The organism is Saliphagus sp. GCM10025334 (assembly GCF_042663485.1).
Classification (GTDB): domain Archaea; phylum Halobacteriota; class Halobacteria; order Halobacteriales; family Natrialbaceae; genus Natronosalvus.
In genome coordinates this window covers 1,199,047-1,219,616 of sequence record NZ_JBHTAF010000001.1, presented here as the reverse complement: position 1 = coordinate 1,219,616, position 20,570 = coordinate 1,199,047, and the positions used below count along the sequence as shown (strand labels likewise).

General features: G+C 65.2%; 16 protein-coding genes. 11 read left to right on the top strand and 5 right to left on the bottom strand.

Features of this window, described 5'->3' with window-relative positions; genetic code table 11:
* Positions 1–112: 112 nt before the first annotated feature.
* On the bottom strand, positions 113–874 hold the full coding sequence (locus tag ACFQO4_RS05685; protein WP_500259978.1) for a DUF5781 family protein: 762 nt from the start codon (positions 872–874) through the stop codon (positions 113–115).
* Positions 875–1,070: 196 nt separating this feature from the next.
* On the opposite strand from ACFQO4_RS05685, the gene ACFQO4_RS05680 reads away from it, so the two are divergent.
* Complete coding sequence (locus ACFQO4_RS05680; protein WP_500259977.1) at positions 1,071–3,257, top strand: elongation factor EF-2; 2,187 nt, start codon at positions 1,071–1,073, stop codon at positions 3,255–3,257.
* 412 nt (positions 3,258–3,669) lie between these two features.
* Here the strand turns inward: ACFQO4_RS05680 and ACFQO4_RS05675 are convergent, their stop codons facing one another.
* Positions 3,670–4,428, bottom strand: coding sequence for a fumarylacetoacetate hydrolase family protein (locus ACFQO4_RS05675; protein WP_500259976.1), 759 nt, complete (start codon positions 4,426–4,428; stop codon positions 3,670–3,672).
* Between the two features lie 133 nt (positions 4,429–4,561).
* Here ACFQO4_RS05675 and ACFQO4_RS05670 point away from each other — a divergent pair, with 133 nt between their 5' ends.
* From ACFQO4_RS05670 to ACFQO4_RS05630, 9 genes are all read left to right on the top strand, one after another.
* Positions 4,562–7,612, top strand: coding sequence for an FAD-binding and (Fe-S)-binding domain-containing protein (locus ACFQO4_RS05670; RefSeq protein ID WP_500259975.1), 3,051 nt, complete (start codon positions 4,562–4,564; stop codon positions 7,610–7,612).
* A 60-nt stretch (positions 7,613–7,672) separates the two neighbouring features.
* Complete coding sequence (locus ACFQO4_RS05665) at positions 7,673–8,074, top strand: PPOX class F420-dependent oxidoreductase (RefSeq protein WP_500259974.1); 402 nt, start codon at positions 7,673–7,675, stop codon at positions 8,072–8,074.
* A 231-nt stretch (positions 8,075–8,305) separates the two neighbouring features.
* On the top strand, positions 8,306–9,313 hold the full coding sequence (locus ACFQO4_RS05660; protein ID WP_500259973.1) for a CapA family protein: 1,008 nt from the start codon (positions 8,306–8,308) through the stop codon (positions 9,311–9,313).
* 92 nt (positions 9,314–9,405) lie between these two features.
* Positions 9,406–10,938 carry a pyridoxal phosphate-dependent decarboxylase family protein gene (locus ACFQO4_RS05655; protein WP_500259972.1) on the top strand — a complete coding sequence of 511 codons (1,533 nt, stop codon included), beginning with the start codon at positions 9,406–9,408 and terminating at the stop codon, positions 10,936–10,938.
* A gap of 91 nt (positions 10,939–11,029) precedes the next feature.
* The gene (locus ACFQO4_RS05650; protein WP_500260467.1) at positions 11,030–11,899 is read left to right on the top strand and encodes a deoxyribonuclease IV; all 870 of its coding nucleotides are present in this window, start codon (positions 11,030–11,032) and stop codon (positions 11,897–11,899) included.
* Between the two features lie 118 nt (positions 11,900–12,017).
* On the top strand, positions 12,018–12,320 hold the full coding sequence (locus tag ACFQO4_RS05645) for an amphi-Trp domain-containing protein (protein ID WP_500259971.1): 303 nt from the start codon (positions 12,018–12,020) through the stop codon (positions 12,318–12,320).
* Between the two features lie 219 nt (positions 12,321–12,539).
* Positions 12,540–13,466, top strand: a complete 927-nt coding sequence (locus tag ACFQO4_RS05640; RefSeq protein WP_500259970.1) for a DMT family transporter — start codon at positions 12,540–12,542, stop codon at positions 13,464–13,466.
* Positions 13,467–13,520: 54 nt separating this feature from the next.
* Positions 13,521–14,303: an HFX_2341 family transcriptional regulator domain-containing protein gene (locus ACFQO4_RS05635; protein WP_500259969.1), complete on the top strand. Its 783-nt coding sequence runs from the start codon at positions 13,521–13,523 to the stop codon at positions 14,301–14,303.
* A 446-nt stretch (positions 14,304–14,749) separates the two neighbouring features.
* A complete protein-coding gene (locus tag ACFQO4_RS05630; RefSeq protein ID WP_500259968.1) occupies positions 14,750–15,583 on the top strand; it encodes a class I SAM-dependent methyltransferase in 834 nt (277 codons plus the stop codon).
* A 144-nt stretch (positions 15,584–15,727) separates the two neighbouring features.
* Here the strand turns inward: ACFQO4_RS05630 and ddfA are convergent, their stop codons facing one another.
* The 3 genes from ddfA to ACFQO4_RS05615 all read right to left on the bottom strand — a co-directional run bounded on the left by ddfA (position 15,728) and on the right by ACFQO4_RS05615 (position 17,300).
* Entirely contained in the window at positions 15,728–16,057 is a 330-nt protein-coding gene (gene ddfA, locus ACFQO4_RS05625) for a DdfA family disk-determining factor (RefSeq protein WP_500259967.1), read from the bottom strand.
* Positions 16,058–16,163: 106 nt separating this feature from the next.
* Positions 16,164–16,835, bottom strand: coding sequence for a helix-turn-helix domain-containing protein (locus ACFQO4_RS05620; protein WP_500259966.1), 672 nt, complete (start codon positions 16,833–16,835; stop codon positions 16,164–16,166).
* Positions 16,836–16,943: 108 nt separating this feature from the next.
* Positions 16,944–17,300, bottom strand: a complete 357-nt coding sequence (locus tag ACFQO4_RS05615) for a hypothetical protein (protein WP_500259965.1) — start codon at positions 17,298–17,300, stop codon at positions 16,944–16,946.
* Positions 17,301–17,555: 255 nt separating this feature from the next.
* On the opposite strand from ACFQO4_RS05615, the gene uvrA reads away from it, so the two are divergent.
* The gene (uvrA, locus tag ACFQO4_RS05610) at positions 17,556–20,507 is read left to right on the top strand and encodes an excinuclease ABC subunit UvrA (RefSeq protein WP_500259964.1); all 2,952 of its coding nucleotides are present in this window, start codon (positions 17,556–17,558) and stop codon (positions 20,505–20,507) included.
* The last annotated feature ends 63 nt before the right edge of the window (positions 20,508–20,570 follow it).

Genomic DNA, 20,570 nt, shown 5'->3' with positions numbered 1-20,570 from the left:
CACGTATGAAGTATCGAACATTAAACGTTTGGGTCGAGACGACACACCTCGAGCGAGAAGGACGGCCAACTTCGAGCGGGAGGGACGGCTAATTGGCGTGGTCGCCAGTCGTTTAATCCGCCGCTCGAGTCCCCTCGCCGACGTACGACCGGGTGGTCTCGACGAGCACCTGTCGATAGGCACTCGGGTCGGGATCCTGGCTGAGTTCCCGAAACCGCCGCCGGAACGCCTCGAAATCGATCTGTGGGGCGTCCATCGCCGCTGCATGGGCGAGGTCGTACAGGCGATGGTCGGCCTCGAGCAGGTCGTGTCGCTCGGCGAGTGCGAGCGCGAAAGCCGCGTTGACGGCGGTGATATCGGGATCGGCGGCAGGTGAGAGTCGTTCGACGCCCGGACTCGGTCCGGGGGGCGTCTCCGGCCGATCACGGAGGGCGGTCGCGAGCGAGGACTCGAGGAACGCCAGCAACTTTTCGCCGGGGCCGACAGAGAGCGTGATGTCGTCGGCGTAGATGTCTTTCATGTGGTTGGCGATCTGGTAGCAGTGTGAGAGCTTGTACTGCTCGACGCGTTGTCCGGCCAGCGCGAGGTAGAGGACCTCCGCCGTCGACTGGACGTGTGAGGGGTGGTCCTGCTCGTGGCGGGCCATGTGGGCGAACTCGTGGAGCGCGAGCTCGCGTGCCATCGCCGAGGACGCAGCCTGCCTCGAGATGTTGAGCACGTGCCGGTCGTCGTGGTGGGCGGCCCAGGTTCGCTCGTCGGGGTCGTCACGAAGGTGGACGTAGACGGGGAGTGAGAGGTCGCACTCGGTTTCGAACAGGTCCTGGGCGCTGAGAAACGGGGCGGCGGGTCCCGGTCCCTGTATGCGCAAATCCATGTGTGTCCGTAACAGGGGTCGGGCGCCTATGGCTCTTACGCCGGTGTTCGTCGGCTGAGGCTCGAGCACCGGTCGTTGGGTGCGTGCTATTCTCTCACTCAAATTGGTCAATTCGAGTCTCGAGGCGCGTTTCGGGCCCGTTCTCGCCGAGACGAAACAGCACCCTTTTGACCCCGCTACCGGTACAGGTGGATATATGGGCCGACGCAAAAAGATCGTCCAAGAGTGTGAACGGCTGATGGACGAACCGGAGAACATCCGGAACATCGCCATCGCCGCTCACGTCGACCACGGAAAAACGACCCTCTCTGACAACCTCCTCGCGGGCGCCGGTATGATCTCCGATGAGACCGCTGGCCAGCAACTCGCGATGGACACGGAAGAAGACGAGCAGGAACGTGGGATCACCATCGACGCGGCGAACGTCTCGATGACCCACGAGTACGACGGAACCAACCACCTCATCAACCTCATCGACACGCCGGGCCACGTCGACTTCGGTGGCGACGTCACCCGGGCGATGCGCGCCGTCGACGGTGCGCTCGTCGTCGTCGACGCCGTCGAGGGTGCCATGCCCCAGACCGAAACGGTCCTGCGGCAGGCCCTTCGCGAGGGCGTCAAGCCCGCGCTGTTCATCAACAAGGTCGACCGCCTGATCTCCGAACTACAGGAAGGCCCACAGGAGATGCAAGAGCGTCTCCTCTCGGTCATCCAGGACGTCAACGACCTCATCCGCGGCATGACCGAGGAGATGGACGACGTCGACGACTGGTCCGTCTCCGTCGAAGACGGCACCGTCGGCTTCGGTTCTGCCCTCTACAAGTGGGGCGTCTCGATGCCGTCGATGCAGCGCACCGGCATGGACTTCGGCGACATCATGGAACTCGAGCGCAACGACAAGCGCCAGGAACTCCACGAGCGGACGCCGCTCTCGGACGTCGTGCTGGACATGGTCTGTGAGCACTTCCCGAACCCGGTCGACGCCCAGCCCCGTCGTATCCCACGGATCTGGCGTGGCGACAGCGAGTCTGAACTCGCCGAGACGATGCGTTTCGTCGACGAGTCCGGCGAGGTCGTCTTCATGGTCACCGACATCTCCATGGACCCCCATGCCGGCGAAATCGCTTCGGGCCGCGTCTTCTCGGGCACCCTCGAGAAGGGCCAGGAGCTGTACGTGTCGGGCACCGCGGGCAAGAACCGCGTCCAGTCCGTCGGCATCTACATGGGCGGCGAGCGTGAGGAAGTCGAGAACGTCCCTGCAGGGAACATCGCCGCGGTCACTGGCCTGCGCGACGCCATCGCCGGCTCGACCGTCTCGAGCATCGAGATGACGCCGTTCGAGTCCATCGAGCACATCTCCGAGCCCGTCATCACGAAGGCGGTCGAGGCGAAGACGATGGACGACCTGCCGAAGCTCATCGAGACGCTTCGACAGGTCTCGAAGGAAGACCCCACGATCCAGATCACGATCAACGAGGACACCGGTGAGCACCTGATCTCCGGGCAGGGTGAACTTCACCTCGAGGTCATCACCCAGCGTATCGAGGCCAACCAGGGAATTCCGGTCAACACCGGTGAACCGATCGTCGTCTACCGCGAGGCCGTCCAGCGATCGAGCGACACGGTCGAGGGCATCTCGCCCAACCGCCACAACCGCTTTTACATCTCGGCCGAGCCGCTGACCCAGGACCTGATCGAGACGATCCAGCTCGGCGAAGCGTCGATGGATATGCCCGAACTCGAGCGCCGCGAGGCGCTCCAGGAGGCCGGCCTCGACAAGGACACCTCCCAGAACGTCGAGCACATCCACGGGACGAACATCCTCATCGACGACACGAAGGGTATCCAGCACCTGAACGAGACGATGGAACTCGTCATCGAGGGGCTCGAGGAGGCCCTCGACAACGGGCCGCTGGCCGCCGAGCCGGTCCAGGGGACGCTGATCCGGCTACACGACGCGAAGCTCCACGAGGACACCATCCACCGCGGTCCGGCGCAGGTCATCCCGGCGACGCGGGAGGCCGTCCACAAGTCGCTGATCGACGGCCACATCAAGCTGCTCGAGCCGATGCAAGACGTCCGGATCGACGTGCCCAACGAGCACATGGGTGCTGCCTCCGGCGAGATCCAGGGACGTCGTGGCCAGGTCGACGACATGTACCAGGAGGGCGACCTCATGGTCGTCGAAGGCGTGGCGCCGGTCGAGGAGATGATCGGCTTCTCGAGCGACATCCGCTCGGCCACCGAGGGTCGTGCGGCCTGGAACACCGAGAACGCCGGTTTCGACGTCATGGCCGACTCGCTCCAGCGCGAAACGATCATGGAGATCCGCGAGCGTAAGGGCATGAAACTCGAGTTGCCGCCGTCGATCGACTACATCTAAACGTTCGACATCTGGGCCACCGGACGTCTGGAACCCAGTCGTCTGGAACCCTGCCGTTTGCGAGGTCGCTTTTCTGATTCTGTTCGATTCGTCGTTCGTCAGTCGCTGGTCGTCGTCCGCCGGTCGCCCGAGCGACTGCACCACGACCTGTCTCCCGTGCCCGAGGCTGGCGCCAAACAGTCGTTACGGCCGTCTCCGACGTTGTGAGCGGATGACCCCCATTATTTGGGGTCGGTCGTCTGCCCGACCCACAATATTTGACGAGTTTCCTTTTTGGCTAATGATTTCGATCTGGACACTCTCGCTCGCCAGTGATTGTCTATCCCATCGGCGCACCGAACGCGAGCGAGCGGGCGCCCCCTCGCTACCTCGCGTCGATGTCGCTGGTAGTCGTTCGCGAGCGATCGGCCTACTACGGCGAGTCGCTCGAGTCGACGACGTTCCGGAGCGTTCCCACACCCTTGTAAGTAATCTCGACGGTATCGCCCGGCTCGAGCAATCCTGGATTCGCCGGGCTGCCGAAGGCGACCACGTCACCGGGTCGGAGGGTGAACCGCTCGGAGAGGAAGGCGACGACCTCGAAGGGGTCGAACAGCATTAACTCGGTACTCGCCTCCTGGCGACGCTCCCCGGCGACGTCCGTCCGCATCTCGAGGCGCGTCGGGTCGACGTCGGTCACGAGCCACGGGCCCAGCGGCGCCGACCCGTCGAAGGCTTTGCGGGCGGTTCGGCCCTGCTGGTCGAGGGCGTCGACGTCGTTCATGATCGTGTAGCCGCGGACGACCTCGGGGACCTGTTCGGGCTCGAGGTCCCGACAGCGCCGGTCGATCACCGCCGCCAGCTCGCCCGCGTAGGTCAGTTCGTCGGTGAACTCCGGATACCGAATCGGCTGCCCGTGTCCGAGCACGGAGGCGGGAGGCTTGATGAAGAAGTCCGGTTCGTCCGGGCGCTCGTAGTTCATCTGCTCGAGCGTGTCGGCGTAGTTTCTCCCGACGCAGTACAGCGCCGAGGGGTCACACGGTGGGAGCAGGCGGCCGTCCCGGCCGACCTCGTAGGTGCCGTCGTCGGCGCGGAGGACGGCGCCGTCGTAGCCGTCTTCGGGGGTTGCGGTCCCGACCTCGAGCTGGCCCGAGACGGGCCCGTCGGGGGTCGACAGTCTCGCGAGTCGCATACGGGTGACTCTCGAGGCGAGCGACGTATGTCTGCTGGTCGATCCGGAAGGCGTCGGTGCCGATCCGCTGCGTCCTCTTCGTGAGATACTAACTAGCACAGCATATTTTACCGCCCTCCGTGTACGAGGGGGCATGGCAGTTGAGGACGTTCCGCCCGTGGCAGGCGACGCCGGATCCCACCTCGAGTCGACCGGCGGGGACCGCCCACCCGTCGAGGAGTACGCCGCTCTCGCCCAGGCGATCGAGACGCGCCTCGAAGGCGAGGTCGCCTTCGACGAGTATGCACAGGTCCTGTACGCCACGGACGGGAGCATCTACCAGGCCCGCCCAGCCGGCGTCGTTCACCCCACGGACGTCGACGACGTGCGCGCGGCCGTTCGAACGGCGGCCGAATTCGACGCGCCGATTCTCCCTCGCGGGGCCGGGTCGTCGCTGGCCGGCCAGGCCGTCGGTCCGGGTTGCGTCGTCCTCGATTTCACCACGCACATGGACGACGTGCTCGAGGTCGACCCCGACGACCGCCGGGCGGTCGTCCAGCCCGGGGTCGTCCAGGACCACCTCGACGCCCGCCTCGAGCCCCACGGGCTCAAGTTCGCACCTGACCCGGCCTCGTCGAATCGGGCGACGGTCGGCGGCGGCATCGGCAACAACTCGACGGGGGCGCACTCGGTTCGCTACGGGATCACCGACGCCTACGTCGAGGCGTGCGAGGTCGTCCTCGCCGACGGCTCGCTGCTCCACGCGCGGGAAGTCGTCCTGGATGGGCCCGAGTGGGACGAAATCGTCGCGAAAGACGACCGGGAAGCCCGCATCTACGAGACGGTTCGCGGCCTGGTCGAGGACCACGAGGCCGAAATCGAAGCGCGCTACCCGGACCTCAAGCGATCGGTCAGCGGCTACAACCTCCAGAAGGTGATCTACGAGACCGACGACGGCGAGCGGGCGATCAACCTCTCGAAACTGCTGGTGGGTGCCGAAGGTACCCTTGGAATCGTCGTCAAGGCGACCCTCTCGCTCGTAACCGTGCCCGAGGAGACGGCGCTGGTCGTGTACTCGTTCTCGGACCTGATCGACGCCCTCGCCGCCGTCCCGCGCGCGCTCGCTCACGACGTCAGCGCCGTCGAGTTGATGGACGACGAGGTGTTCCGTCTCGCTCGCGAGTCGGAGGGGTACGCCGATTACGCCGAGGCAATCCCCGAGGAGGCCGCGGCCGCGCTCATGCTCGAGTTCGACTCCGAACTGGTCGACAACTTCGAGGTGGCCATCGCGGAGACCACCGCCGAGTTCGTCGACGACGGTGACGCCTTCGACGTCGTCGAGGCCTACACCGACGACGCCCAGGGCGACCTCTGGAAGCTCCGGAAGGCGGCGATCCCACTGCTGATGAGCATGGACGGCGACCCGAAGCCCTATCCGTTCATCGAGGACGCCTCCGTGCCGCCGGCCGAACTGGCCACCTACGTCCGCCGGTTCGAGGAGATCCTACGCGACCACGGCACATCGGCGGCGTACTTCGCCCACGCGGGCGCCGGCACCCTCCACATTCGACCCATCCTGAACCTCAAGGACGAGGCAGGTGTCGAGACGATGCAGGCCATCACCGAGGACGTGACCGATCTCGTGCTCGAGCACGACGGCGCCTTCTCCGGGGAACACGGCGACGGGATGGCCCGGACAGCGTTTACCCCCAAGATGTACGGCGACGACCTGTGGGCGGCGTTCAAGGAACTCAAGACGGCCTTCGATCCCGAGTGGCGTCTCCACCCCGGCAACGTCGTCTACCGCGACGGGCCCGACGACGTCGGTCCCGACAGCGAACGAGGGGTGGGCGCCGACATGCGCGAGAACCTGCGGTACGGGCCCGCCTACCGTTCGCTCGAGCCGCGGTCGACGCTCTCGTTCGACGACGAGGGCGGCTTCTTCCACCTTGTCGAACTGTGTAACGGCTGTGGCACCTGCCGCCAGACCGATAGCGACGTGATGTGCCCGACCTACCGCGCCTCCGGCGAGGAGATCCAGACGACGCGCGGACGGGCGAACCTGCTCCGAGCGGCCATTTCGGGAGAACTCCCGCCCGAGGAGCTCCACTCCGAGCGCTTCCAGTCCGAGGTCCTCGACCTCTGCGTCGGCTGCAAGGGGTGCTCGAGCGACTGCCCGACGGGCGTCGACCTGGCGAAGCTCAAGGCAGCGGTCAAACACCAGTACCACCAGGATCAAGGTGCGAGCCTCCGGACGAAGCTGTTCACGAATATCGATCGACTGGCGGCCCTCGCGAGCGCCGTCGCGCCCGTCTCGAACCGCGTGCCCGACCTGCCGGGCGTTCGACCCACGATGGAGCGAACCCTGGGAATCGCCCGCGGCCGTCACCTCCCATCGTTCGAACGGGAGACGTTCCACGACTGGTGGGACGAACGCGGTGGTCCCGCCGTCGCGGAATCGGACGCCGAGGCCGCCGTCGTCCTGTTCCCCGACACCTTCACCACCTACAGCGACCTCGGTCCCGGGAAAGCCGCGGTTCGTCTGCTCGAGGCCGCCGGCGTTCACGTTCGCGTTCCGACCGACCTCGCACCTAGCGGCCGGGCAGCGTACTCGATGGGGCTGCTCGACGAGGCGCGCGACCGGGCGAAACGCAACGTCCGCGCGCTGGCTCCCTACGCCGACCGCGGCTGGTCGGTCGTCTTCGCCGAGCCCTCCGACGGGGTGATGTTCCAGGACGAGTACCGCGACCTGCTCGCTGGCGGCGCGGACGTGGACTCGAAGGCGCTCGAGGCCGTCTCGAGTGCGTCGTTCGGCGTCCTGGAGTACGTCGACCGGTTGGGCCTCGATCGAGAACTCGAGTTCGACGCACCGAGCGAGTCGCTGACCTACCACGGTCACTGCAACCAGAAAGCCCAGGGCACCGAGCACCACGCCGTGGGCGTCCTCCGGCGGGCCGGCTACGCCGTCGACCCGCTGGACTCGACGTGTTGCGGGATGGCTGGCTCGTTCGGCTACGAGGCCGAACACTACGACCTGTCGCTGGCCATCGGGACCCTGCTCGCCGATCAGGTCGAGGCGAGTCCGGGCGACCGCGTGACGGCCACCGGCATCTCTTGCCGGAGCCAACTCGCGCAGGTGCTCGCAGGCGAGGCCAATCGACCGCCCCATCCCGTAGAACTGGTCGAACGGGCGCGCCTCGAGTGATCGAGGGAGATTTGCGTAAGTGGGGTTTACATCTTAGTTCTGTGGTATCGAACGCCCGTTATGGCATCGATCCCGACCGACTTCCAGGATCTGTTCGAGAAACAAACGTTCGCCCACGTCGCCACCCTGCTCCCGGACGGGGCACCCCACGTCACGCCGGTGTGGGTCGACTACGACGCCGACGCGGATCGCCTGCTGGTGAACACCGAACGCGACCGGCGGAAGACGAAGAACGCCCAGAACGATTCGCGGATCGCGATCAGCATGACCGACCCGGACAACCCCTACCGGATGCTGTCGGTGACGGGCGAGGTCGACGAGGTCACGACGGACGGCGCGCGCGAACACATCGACGAACTGGCCCAGCGCTACATGGGCGAGGACGAGTACCCGAATCCGATCCAGTCCGAACGCGTCATCATTTCGATCGAGCCCGAGCACGTCAGTAGCTTCGAAGGCTGACCCTGGCAGCGTGGCTACCGGCGACCTCGTCGCACCCGACCCCCTCCTCAACTGGCGGCGCTCTCTCGGTGTTACTGATCGACGACGCTGCTATCCCTCGTTGACGTCGGTCTCTCGACTCGAGTCCGGGTCGTGCTCGTCGAACGCGCTTCGACCTCGAGCAGTGCGGCTCCCCCAGCGGCGTCGAGCGATGGCGGGGCATTTTGCTCTCTCGAGTCGAACGTTTCCCCGATGGCGTACCGGATCGGCCTGACCGGCGACGTGATGCTCGGCCGACTCGTAAATACCCGCCAGCGTCATCGACCGCCCGAGGCGGTGTGGGGCGATCTGCTGGACCGACTTCGTTCCTGCGACGGGTTGTGCATCAACCTCGAGTGCTGCCTGTCGACGCGCGGAGAACCCTGGCGCCGAACCTACCGGGCGTTTCACTTTCGAGCAGACCCGGCGTGGGCGATACCCGCGCTCGAGCGCGCCGGCGTCGACGTCTGTGCGCTCGCGAACAACCACGTGCTCGACTTCGAGGAGGAGGCACTGCGCGATACGCTCGACGCGCTCGACGCGGTGGGCATCGCTCGCACCGGCACGGGACGAACGCCCGAGGAGGCGCTGGACCCCGCGGTCGTCGCGGTCGGTGACCTCGTGATCGCCCTCGTCGCGTTCACTGACAACGTTCCCGAGTACGCCGCGACCGATACGACGCCCGGCACGGCGTTCATCAGGATCGACGTCGACGAGGACGAGACGCGCGAAACCGTCCGGGAAGCCCTCACCCATGCTCGAGAACCGGATCCGGATCTCGTGATCGCGTCGCTCCACTGGGGCCCAAACATGGTCGAGCGCCCGCCCGACGAGTTCCGGACGTTCGGACGCTGGCTCATCGATGAGGGCGTCGACGTCGTCCACGGCCACAGCGCCCACGTCTTTCACGGCATCGAGGTACACGACGGAAAACCGATCCTGTACGATACCGGTGACTTCGTCGACGACTACGCGGTCGACCGACGCCTCCGCAACGACCGAAGCTTCCTGTTCGAACTCGAAGTCGGCGACCACGGACGAATCTCGGACCTCCGGTTGCGCCCGACCGAAATCGACGATGGTGCGGTTCACGCGGCTTCTCCCGACGCGGCCGCGTGGAGTCGAGAGCGGATGCGCTCGCTTTCTAGCGAGTACGGAACGACCTTCGAACGCGAGGGCGAAGATCTTGTTCTGTCGCTCGAGCGCGCCGCAACCGACTGAACGACTGAGCGTGTCGTTCACCAGGGCCACTCGAGCGTCGCAGGTGCCCTGACCTTGGCAAGTGTTAACCTACCACGTGTAGTTGCACAGTCATGGCTACCCAGGATCGGCCGGTGGGCGACCTCGACCCCGACGAGTTCCGGGCGATCGGTTACCGGACCGTCGACCTGATCGCTGACTACTACGAGCGCATCGACGACCGCCCCGTCTACGTCCAGGCCGATCCCGAGGACGTCGTCGCGGCGTTCGACGAACCCCTTCCCGAGCGCGGTGAGGATCCGGAACGTATCCTCGACGCCGTCGAGGAGTCGGTCATCCCGTACGCGACCCACAACCCCTCGCCGCGGTACTTCGGCTTCGTGATGGGGTCCGGAACGCCGCTCGCCCCGCTGGCCGATGCCATCGCGGCGACGGTCAACATGAACGTCGGCGGGTGGCATCCGGCACCGTCCGGAACCGAGATCGAACGGCGGTGCGTCCGCTGGCTGGCCGAGGCGATCGGTTACGCGTCCGACACCGGTGGCCTCCTCACCAGCGGCGGGACGATGGCCAACTTCACCGCCCTCATGACCGCACTGCGCGATCACACGGCGTTCGAAACGACGGAGGCCGGGCTACAGGGGGACCGCCCGCGATACACGCTCTACGTCGCCGACCACGAGGGTCACTCGAGCGTCGTTCGGGCCGCAGACATGCTCAACCTCGGCCGCGACGCCGTACGGCGGGTGGCGAGTCGCGACGACTTCACGATGGACGTGGACGCCCTCGAACGGCTGCTCGAGACCGATCGAGAAGCGGGGGCCGAGCCCTTCTGCGTCGTCGGCCAGGCCGGATCGATCAACGTGAGTGCCATCGACCCCCTTGGGGACATCGCCGACATCTGTGCCGAACACGAACTCTGGTTTCACGTTGACGGCGCGTGTGGTGCGGTGGGGGCGATGGTTCCCGAACTCGAGTCGCGATACGACGGCATGGAGCGCGCCGATTCCGTGACGCTCGACCCGCACAAGTGGCTGTTCGTTCCCTACGAGTGTGGCGCAGTGCTCGTTCGCGACCAGGAGTGCCTCGCGAAGACGTTCGCGATGGACGCGTCGTATCTCCGGGGATCGGTCGCGGAGACGCCCCAGGAGTTCGACTTCTACGAGTTTGGCCCGCAACTGTCCCGCGGCTTCCGCGCGTTGAAGCTCTGGATGTCCATGAAGTACTACGGATTGGAGGGTTACCGGGAGCTACTTCGAACGAGCGTTCGCTGTGCCGAACACCTCGATACGCTCGTCCGCGATCACGAGGACTTCGTTGCCGTCCAGGAGCCGAACCTGTTCATCTACTCGTTCAGGTACGTGCCCGACGACCTCCAGGTCGCGCTGGCCGACCCACCGGACGTGCCACTGGCGCGGGTTGACCAGTACCTGGACGAACTCAACCAGGCGATCACTGACGAGGTCGTCCGGAGCGGCCTCGCGTTCCTCACGACGACAACCATCCGCGGTCGACGGGCGCTCCGCATGTCGATCTGCAGCCACCGGACGACCGAGGCGGACGTCGAGACGGTGTTCGACGCGCTTGCGGAGACGGGCGCGCGGACGGACGAGGCATGGCGCCCGAAGGCGAGTCTACCAGTCTGACGAGTGCGTTCGAAACTCGCCGGAACGGCTCGTCTCCCTGGCCGGGTTCGAAGTACCTTTGATCCCCGGATACAGACTTTTCGATATGTCCATGCACGTCGGCGCACACGTGTCAATCTCCGGATCGCGCGTCTCCTCTGACGAGGAGACGCCACCGTACAGCGACGTCCGCAACGCCGTTCACCGACAGCTCGCATTCGGCGGTAACTGCGGACAGATCTTCACCACCTCCCCGCAGGTCTGGGCCCAGCCCGAGATCAGCGAGGAGGCCGCCGCCGGCTTCCGCGAGGAGACCGACGAGTTGCTCGAGGGCCCGTGGGTGATCCACTCGGCCTATCTGGTCAACCTCTGTACCCCCAAGGAGGGCCTCCGGGAGAAGTCGATGGCGAGCATGCAGGCCGAACTCGACGCCGCCGACCAGCTGGGCGTCCCGTACGTGAACGTTCACCTCGGGGCCCACACCGGCGCGGGCGTCGAGGGCGGCCTCGACAACGCCGCGAGCGTCATCGACGAGCTCGAGGTGCCCGAGGACGTGACCATCCTGATCGAATCCGACGCCGGCAGCGGGACCAAGCTGGGCGGGGAGTTCGAGCACCTCGCGGGAATCATCGACCGCACCGACGAGGACATCGGTATCTGCATCGACACCGCCCACACCCTCGTCGCAGGCAACGACCTCACGACGCCCGAAGCGGTCGACGAGACCGTCGAGCGATTCGACGACGTGGTCGGCCTCGAGCACCTCGAGTACATCCACCTCAACGACTCGAAACACGACGTGGGCACCCACAAGGACGAACACGCGCTCATCGGCGAGGGCTACATCGGCGAAGACGGAATGCGCGCGATCGTGAACCATCCCGACCTCCGTGACCTGCCGTTCGCGCTCGAGACGCCCACCGAGGACGGGAAGGGCTTCGCCTGGAACATCGCGAAGGTCAAAGAGCTGCGCGAGGAGTAGTCCCGGCCTCGACACTCGTTTTGGAGTCTCGGTATCGCCTCTGTTCGACAGAACCCTCGAGGCAGAGAAGTGACGTTGAAAGCACGTCTATTTTACCAGCAGCCGTGGTGCTTTCTGTATGGCAGACGACGAACACGAAGATGAGGCCGAAGCAGAATCGGAAGTCGACGAAACGGAACGCGAAGGCGAGCGGGTGATGAGCCGAACGGATGGCGCGGCGATCCTGCGAGAAGTCGCTGACGGCGTCGAGAACGGGACGATCGACATCGAGGGGGAGAACAGCTTCACAGTGGACGTTCCAGAACGCTTCGAACTGGAAGTCGAGTACGAGGTCACCGACGACGAGGCCGAGTTCGAAGTCGAACTCGAGTGGCCGATGGATGACGGCGAAGCGGTGGCGCCGGACGAAGAACGTGAGTAACAGCGGCTGTTGCATTGAGGCGGAGGAAGACCGCATCCATCAACCGAGCCAGAAACGGGGAGAACACGAGCAGTTACTGAACGCTGCGAGAGGCAGTTCCCTATCTTCTACACGTTTCCCCGACGTGCTCTGTGGCTCGTCAGCGGCAGCCGACGGTAACGGACGGTAACGATAGTAACGGATACACTGTTACCATCGTCGCCCGCCGTCCTCCATTCGATGCAAACCCACGCGGATTCGACGGAGGGATCTCTCGATCTATCCGGCTCGAAACGCACGCGAGCCGTCCTCGAGGCGCTGTTCGTGACCATCCTCTGGTCGTCCTCGTACGTCCTCATCAAAGCCGGCCTCGAGGAGATTCCGGCGGTGACGTTCGCGGGGTTGCGCTACGGCGTGGCGACGGTCGTTCTGGTTCCGCTCTTTCTCCGCGAGGGCGGGCACCGATCCGTCCGACGGCTCGAGCGGCGAGAACTCGCCTTGCTGCTCGTCCTCGGTCTGTTCATGTACACGATCACGCAAGGGGCGCAGTTCCTCGCGCTCCAGTATCTGCGAGCGGCGACCGTCAGCCTCCTCCTGACGTTCACGCCCGCGGTGGTCGCCCTGTGTAGCGTCCCGCTGCTCGGCGAGCGCGCCTCGCGACGACAGTGGCTGTGGATGGCGGTCCTGTTCGTCGGCGTCGGGGTCTACTTCTACCCGTTCGATCTCGGCGTCCTCGCGCTGGTCGGCCTCGGTATCATGACCGTCGGACTGCTCTCGAACGCCCTCGCGTCGATCCTCGGCCGGTACGCGAACCGCGACGGAACGCTGTCGGCGCTCGGCGTAACGACGGTCAGCATGGGAGTGGGATCGACGATTCTCCTCGGGACGGGTACCGCCGTGCAGGGTCTCCCGTCACTGAGCGCCCGGAGCTGGGCCATCGTCTTCTGGCTCGCAGTCGTCAACACGGCGTTTGCGTTCACCCTCTGGAACCGGACGTTACAGACGCTCACCGCGACAGAATCGAGCATCATCAACAACACGATGCTCGTGCAGGTGGCGCTCCTCGGCTGGATCTTTCTCGGCGAATCGCTCACGCTCACGGACGGTCTCGGCATGGCCCTCGTGATGGTAGGCGCGTTGCTCGTGCAGGTCGCCGGGCGGCCGTAGTGGTAGTACCGACGGTAACGGATTTCTTTTACTATCCGCTGCACACGGTCACGTATGAGTCGCGACTCGCCGGTGACCGACCGCGTTCACGTCGTCCCGCTCGGCTTCGAGTACGCTCGAGTGAAGGAACCGATCCTGCGGTGGAAGGCGGATCGCGTCGTCCCGATCGAGTACCGTGGCGGCGACCGGGAGATTCCATTCGTTCGAGCACTCCTCGAGGAACTCGAGGAAAACGAGCGCATCGCGGTCGACCGCCGATCGTGCGACATCTTCGACTTGTACGACACGCTCGGGACCATCTCGGAGGCGATCGCGGACTACGCCGAAGACGACGTCTTCGTCAACCTCTCCGCCGGGAGCAAGATCACTGCCATCGCGGGCATGATCGCCTGCATGGCGACCGGCGCGCGACCGATATACGCCCGGCCATCGTACGGCCCAGAGGCGTCGCGGATTCCCGACGAACCGCTTCACGACGAGGTGGCAGAAATCTTCGAACTGCCGAGGTACCCCATCGAACGCCCGTCGGACGTCCACGTTGCGTTTCTGGCACACGTCGAGGCGGAGACGTCGGAGACGGCCAGCGGGCGCTATCGCGGGGTAAGCAAGACAGATCTGATCGACTTCGCCCTCGAAGCGGCGTTCCCGTTCGTCGCGCGGTCCGAGGCGACGACGCGGAAGGGATACTATCGACTGCTGGATCGACATGCCGTGAATCCCTTGCTGGAGAAGGGGTTCCTCGAGGTCGAGAAGGTCGGTCGCGAGAAGTACGTTACCCTCACCGAGGACGGACGCAACGTGCTTCGGGCGTTTCGATACACCGCCGACGAGGCCTGATCGGTTCCCGTGCGCGCTGGAGTCGAACGGCGGGCCCGATCATCGATCATCGAGGTATGCTCGACCGGTCAAGACGCCGCGTCAGCGTCTCTCTCACTCTTCCCGGTCGTCGTCTCGTTCTCGCGACTGCCACCAGCGGATGGCGATCGACGGGAGAAACAGCACGATCCCTACCACCAGCACGAACAGTACCATCCCGAGCGTCTCGAGCATCGGTCTCGAGTTACGGTACGGTGGGGCGCGTTGTACCTCTTGTGAGTGTACTAGTCAGACAGTACCGCTGGGTTGTGGCTATCGGCGTCGCCCCGTCGGTCGAGGCCGTTCGAGGTTGCTCGACGTCGTTCGAAGCTGCCCGAGTACTGACTCGACACGGCAGCGGCTGCGTACCCTCGAGACACCCGCCACAATCCAGACGCCTTTTTACCCACCACCCGCAACCCCGAGGCGTGCGCGCGTTCTCCGAAGCCTACCTCCGCCGGACCCGCGAGGGCATGTGGGCCGACTCCCGCGAGGCCCTCTCGAGTCTCGACCTCGCTTCCCGCGAGCGCGTCCTCGACGTGGGCTGTGGCTCGGGCGAACTCACTCGCGTCCTCGCCGAGGAGGTCCCGGGGGAGGTCGTCGGGTGTGACGTCGACCGATCGCTCCTCGAGTTCGCTCGCGATTCGTCGGGTCCCGAGCAGGCGAGGGCCAGGCTCCCCGTCGTCCAGGGCGACGCCACCCGCCTCCCATTCGCCGACGACAGCTTCGACCTCGTGCTCTGCCAGGCTCTCCTGATCAACTTGCCCGACCCGTCCGCGGCCGTCCGGGAGTTCGCCCGCGTCTCGAGCGCGGGCGTCGCCGCCGTCGAACCCGACAACGGGGCCGTCACCGTCGAGTCGACGGTCCCGCGAGAGGCTCCCCTCGAGCGCCGCGCTCGCCGGGCCTACCTCGGTGGCATCGAGACGGACGTGACCCTCGGGGCGGACGCTCGAGAGGTGTTCGAGTCCGTCGGTCTCGAGGACGTCACCACCGCGCGCTACGACCACGTCCGTTCGATCGACCCGCCCTACGACGAGCACGCGCTGACGGTCGCCCGCCGGAAGGCGACGGGGGCCGGTCTGGCCGACGACCGGGCGACGATGCTCGAGAGCGACCTCACCGGCGAGGGGTACGACGACCTGCGCCGGGCCTGGCGCGAGATGGGCCGGGACGTGATCGAGCAGATGCAAACGGGCACCTACGAACGGACGGAGACGGTGCCCTTCTACGTGACGTCGGGTCGGGTGTCGGATTTCGGGTGAGGAGCGGCCAGTGGAGTGAAAACAATTCGTCCTGGAATCGCGCTTCCTGATCCGAACGCGCTCGTTTGGGTTGATTCTCGAGTCGCCAGTACGGACTCTTCGGAGCAGCGAGCGGACGCTCACAGCTTTCGTCGTGGGATGCTGTCAGTCCGCGTGCTGAGATTGACTTCCGTCGCTTCGTTCACTGCCACTCGAACTGGCGCGCGGTGCATCCGAGACGGTGATTTCTCCACCGCTGTCGACGCAGACCTCGTACCCACAGTACGTGAACGTGACTTGGCCTCGAGGGTCCGGCCGTCCGCTGGCCGAAGCGTCGAACAGCGAATCGAGCGCCTCCGGATCGATAACGGAGTACAGCGGCGGGGAGAGGGATTCCGGACTCGTCCCCTCGCGGGCGGCGATCCGCGCGGCAATCGCGAGGCTCGGTTTCGTCGGGGAGAATTCGTCGGCAACTGTCGTGATTCCGTCTGGCATTACCATCGTTTTCCGACGCAGCGCCTCAAGTCTGCCGTCGTATTGTTCTCCCTTTTATATGGTGTCGGAAAACGTGCCCGAGAGGCACGCTAACCCGTATCGTGCGTCATTCGCCGAACTGCCGTTCGAATAGTTTGGCGATGATCCGCCGGAGGTGCGTGGAGAGCGTCGAACGAGAGATTCCCAACTCCGCGGCGACCGCTTCGGCACTCGCTCCGTCTGATCGGTAATACCCCATTCGCGCCGCAGTTCGGGCGACCTCCAGTTGTCGTTCGGTGAGGTCGGCCTCGAGACCCCGACCCTCGCCGAGTGGCGCCCGCGGATCGGTGCTGTAGATCCGTTTGAGGTCGAACTGCACCCCTTCGTCACGGCAATACTGCCAGTAGGCGCCGAGACTCTCCTTATCGGCGGCCTGCAAGCGAAACAGCCACCCCTGGTCGACACTTTGGACGGAAAGAATGTGAACCCTCAGAGCGGCCGTCTCGGGGGTGACGAATTTGGCGGTCGAACGGAGGGTGATCTGGTAGAGACGACGGTCTGCGGATTCCGTAACGGCCTCCCAGTCGACGACCGTGTGATCAGCCTCGAGCGCCGATTCGAACGCCGGAAACTCGGTCCCTTCGACGGAGAAAAAGAGGGCGGGCCCCTCGTCTGCGTCCACGGTGATCAGGGGTTGCGCTTCCAACTCGACCGTCACGTTCGGGCGATCGTTCAGCGTCGGCATCAACGGGAGGTCGGGGTGGGAGACGACCAGCTCCGCGATGAAACTCTGGGGCATAGCATCTCTACCGGACTCGAGACAGCTACTGGGGAAAGCGTTTCGAACTTTCTGTCGCTGGGCGCTTCGTATTGGCGTGCGAGAGGCCGACGATACCGGCGCTACACGTTACAGGTTGGGAACGCCGGTGGCCTCGACCCCCGTCACGCCGGCCAGACTGAGTGCGTACAGCGCGGCAAACACGGTGAGCCACGCGAGGAGGGCGATCATCGCGGCGCCGGTCCACTCCGCCGAGTAGCGCCAGTTGATCACGCCGACGTAGGCGACGAGCGCGACGAGCGGCCCCACGAGCGGGATCCACCCGACGAGCGCCCCGGCGACGGTCCAGACGATTGCGCCGAGCAACGCGGTGACGATCGCGTGATCGAAGTTCTTCGCGCCGACGATGATCCGTGCCCCGACGTAGATGCCCACCGCACCGAGCAGCAGGCTGACGAGGAAGACGATGGCTGTGGCAACGACCATACAGGGTGTTCGACACTCACTCAAAGGAACGCGTTGCTTGCATCTGCCTCCCAGGCGGGTGTACGCTCACCGTACCGTCCGATTACGGAGTTCGCTCTCGAATCGGCATCGTCGACCGCTCCGGCGATCCGCGTTCCCTGATATCACACCACTCGATGAGCCGCTATCAGTCTCGTTAAGTCGCTTCGGCTACTGGCTATGGTACATGAATCGAGCCGCCGAACGACCGCGAGAACGATCGAGACGAGGTCAGCGATGAGCAAGGACCAGATCGACGTCCGTGGGGCACAGGAACACAACCTCAAGGACGTCGACGTCTCGATTCCGCGCGAATCGTTCACCGTCGTTACCGGGCTCTCCGGGTCCGGAAAGTCCTCCCTCGCGTTCGACACAGTCTACGCCGAAGGCCAGCGCCGCTACATCGAGAGTCTCTCGGCGTACGCCCGCAATTTCCTGGGGCAGATGGACAAACCCCAGGTCGAGACCGTCGAAGGGCTCTCGCCCGCCATCTCCATCGATCAGAAGAACGCGGCGAACAATCCCCGGTCGACCGTCGGAACCGTCACCGAGTTGCACGACTACCTCCGCTTGCTCTACGCCCGCGTCGGTACCCAGTACGACCCGATCACAGGCGAGGAGGTCGGCACCCAGAGCGCCCAGGACATGGTCAAGCAGGTGATGGCCCTGCCCGAGGGCACCCGCGCGAAGATTGCCGCCCCGATCGTTCGCGACCAGAAGGGGGCCTTCGAGGACCTGTTCGAGGAACTCCTGACCGAGGGGTACTCCCGAGTCGAAGTCGACGGCGAGGAGGTCGACCTCGCGACCGAGAAACCCGACCTCGACAAGAACTACGACCACACGATCGACGTAATCGTCGACCGCGTGAAGATCAGCGAGGAGGCCCGTCCCCGGATCACCGACAGCGTCGAGACGGCCCTCGAGGAGGCCGACGGCGTCCTCAAGCTCATCATCCCTGATCCAAGTGACGAGATCGAGCTGGGGTCGAACACCCGCTCGACGGGCGACCTGGCTGGTGAGGACGACGACCGCCTGACCGTCGAGTTCTCGACGGCGCTGGGCAATCCGAACAGTGACTTCCAGTTCAGCGAAATCGAGACCCGAAGCTTCTCGTTCAACAGCCCGCACGGCGCCTGTCCCGAGTGTGAGGGGCTGGGCAAGACCAAGGAGGTCGACGAGGATCTGGTGATCCAGGACCCCTCGAAGTCGCTCAAACACGTCTTCGAACCCTGGAGCTACAACCGCTCGTACTACCAGACGCGACTCGATGCGGTAGCCGAGCACTTCGACGTGAGCCTCGAGACGCCGTGGGAAGAACTCGATGCGAGTATTCAAGAGCAATTCCTCTACGGCACCGACCGCCAGGTCGTCTTCAAGCGCCGCACCAAAAACGGCATCCGCCGCAAGACCAAGCGCTTCGAGGGCGTCATCCCGAACCTCGACCGACGCTACCTCGAGACCGACTCCGACGGCACGCGCGATCACATCGAGAAGTACATGGCCGTCACGGAGTGTCCGGCCTGCGACGGGTCTCGGCTAAAAGAGCAGTCCCGCCACGTTCGCGTCGGCGGGACCTCGATCGACGAGGTCAACCGCCTGTCCATCGGCGACGCCCTCGAGCACTTCGAGGGGCTCGAGGCCGAGTTATCGGGTCGCGACCTCACCATCGCCGAGGAAATTCTCAAGGAAATTCGCGCCCGCCTGGGCTTCATGTGCGAGGTCGGCCTCGAGTACCTCACGCTCGACCGAGAGGCCTCGACGCTTTCGGGTGGCGAGAGCCAGCGCATTCGCCTGGCGACCCAGGTCGGCTCCGGCCTCGTCGGCGTCCTCTACGTGCTGGACGAGCCCTCCATCGGGCTCCACCAGCGCGACAACGACCGCTTACTCGACACCCTCTGTGAGCTTCGAGACATCGGCAACACGCTGCTCGTCGTCGAACACGACGAGGAGACGATGCGTCGGGCCGACCAGGTCATCGACATGGGTCCTGGGCCCGGGAAACGCGGCGGCGAAGTCGTCGTCAACGGACCGCTCGAGGAAGTGAAGGCCTGCGAGGAGTCGATCACGGGCGACTATCTCTCCGGGCGGAAGGGCATTCCCGTCCCCGAGGAGCGCCGCGAGCCACAGGGCGCGCTGACGATTCGCGGGGCCCGCCAGCACAACCTGGACGACGTCGACGTGGACATCCCAATGGGGTGTTTCACGGCGATCACGGGCGTCTCGGGTTCGGGCAAGTCGACCCTGATGCACAAGGTGCTATACAAGGCGCTGGCACGGGAGATGAACGACAACACTTCCGTGATTCCGGGCGATCACGATGCCATCGAGGGGATCGAGGACGTCGAGACCGTTCGACTGATCGACCAGTCGCCCATCGGGCGCACCCCGCGTTCGAACCCGGCGACGTACACCGGCGTCTTCGACTACATCCGGGAGCTATTCGCCCAGACCAAACTCGCCAAACAGCGCGGCTATGAGAAGGGCCGGTTCTCCTTCAACGTCAAGGAGGGCCGCTGTGCGGAGTGTGGCGGGCAGGGCACCGTCAAAATCGAGATGAACTTCCTCTCGGACGTCTACGTCCCCTGCGAGGCTTGCGGCGGCGCCCGATACAACGACGCCACCCTCGACGTCACCTACAAGGACAAGACCATCGCGGACGTCCTCGAGATGTCCGTCGAGGAGGCCTACGACTTCTTCGAGTCCTCGAGCCAGCTTCGCCGTCGCCTCCAGCTCCTGAAAGACGTCGGTCTCGATTACATGAAACTGGGCCAGCCCTCGACCACGCTTTCGGGCGGGGAGGCCCAGCGGATCAAGCTCGCCGAGGAACTCGGCAAGCGGGACACGGGCAACACGCTCTACCTGCTCGACGAGCCCACGACGGGACTGCACTCGGAAGACGAGCGCAAACTCATCGACGTGCTCCACCGCCTGACTGACAACGACAACACCGTCGTCGTCATCGAGCACGAACTCGACCTCGTGAAGAACGCCGACCACATCATCGACCTCGGCCCCGAGGGCGGCGAGAACGGCGGCGAGGTCGTCGCCACCGGCACCCCCGAGGCAGTCGCCAGAAGCGAGAACTCCTACACGGGGCTGTACCTCCGGGACCTGCTTCCGGGCGTGGACCTTGAGGGCCCACGCGGCGAGCGCGTCGAACCGATGACGATGCCGATGGACGACGACTGAACAGCAACGTACCGGCTTACGTCATCCAGGTCTCCTGTTTCGGATCGAAGATCACCAGTCTCG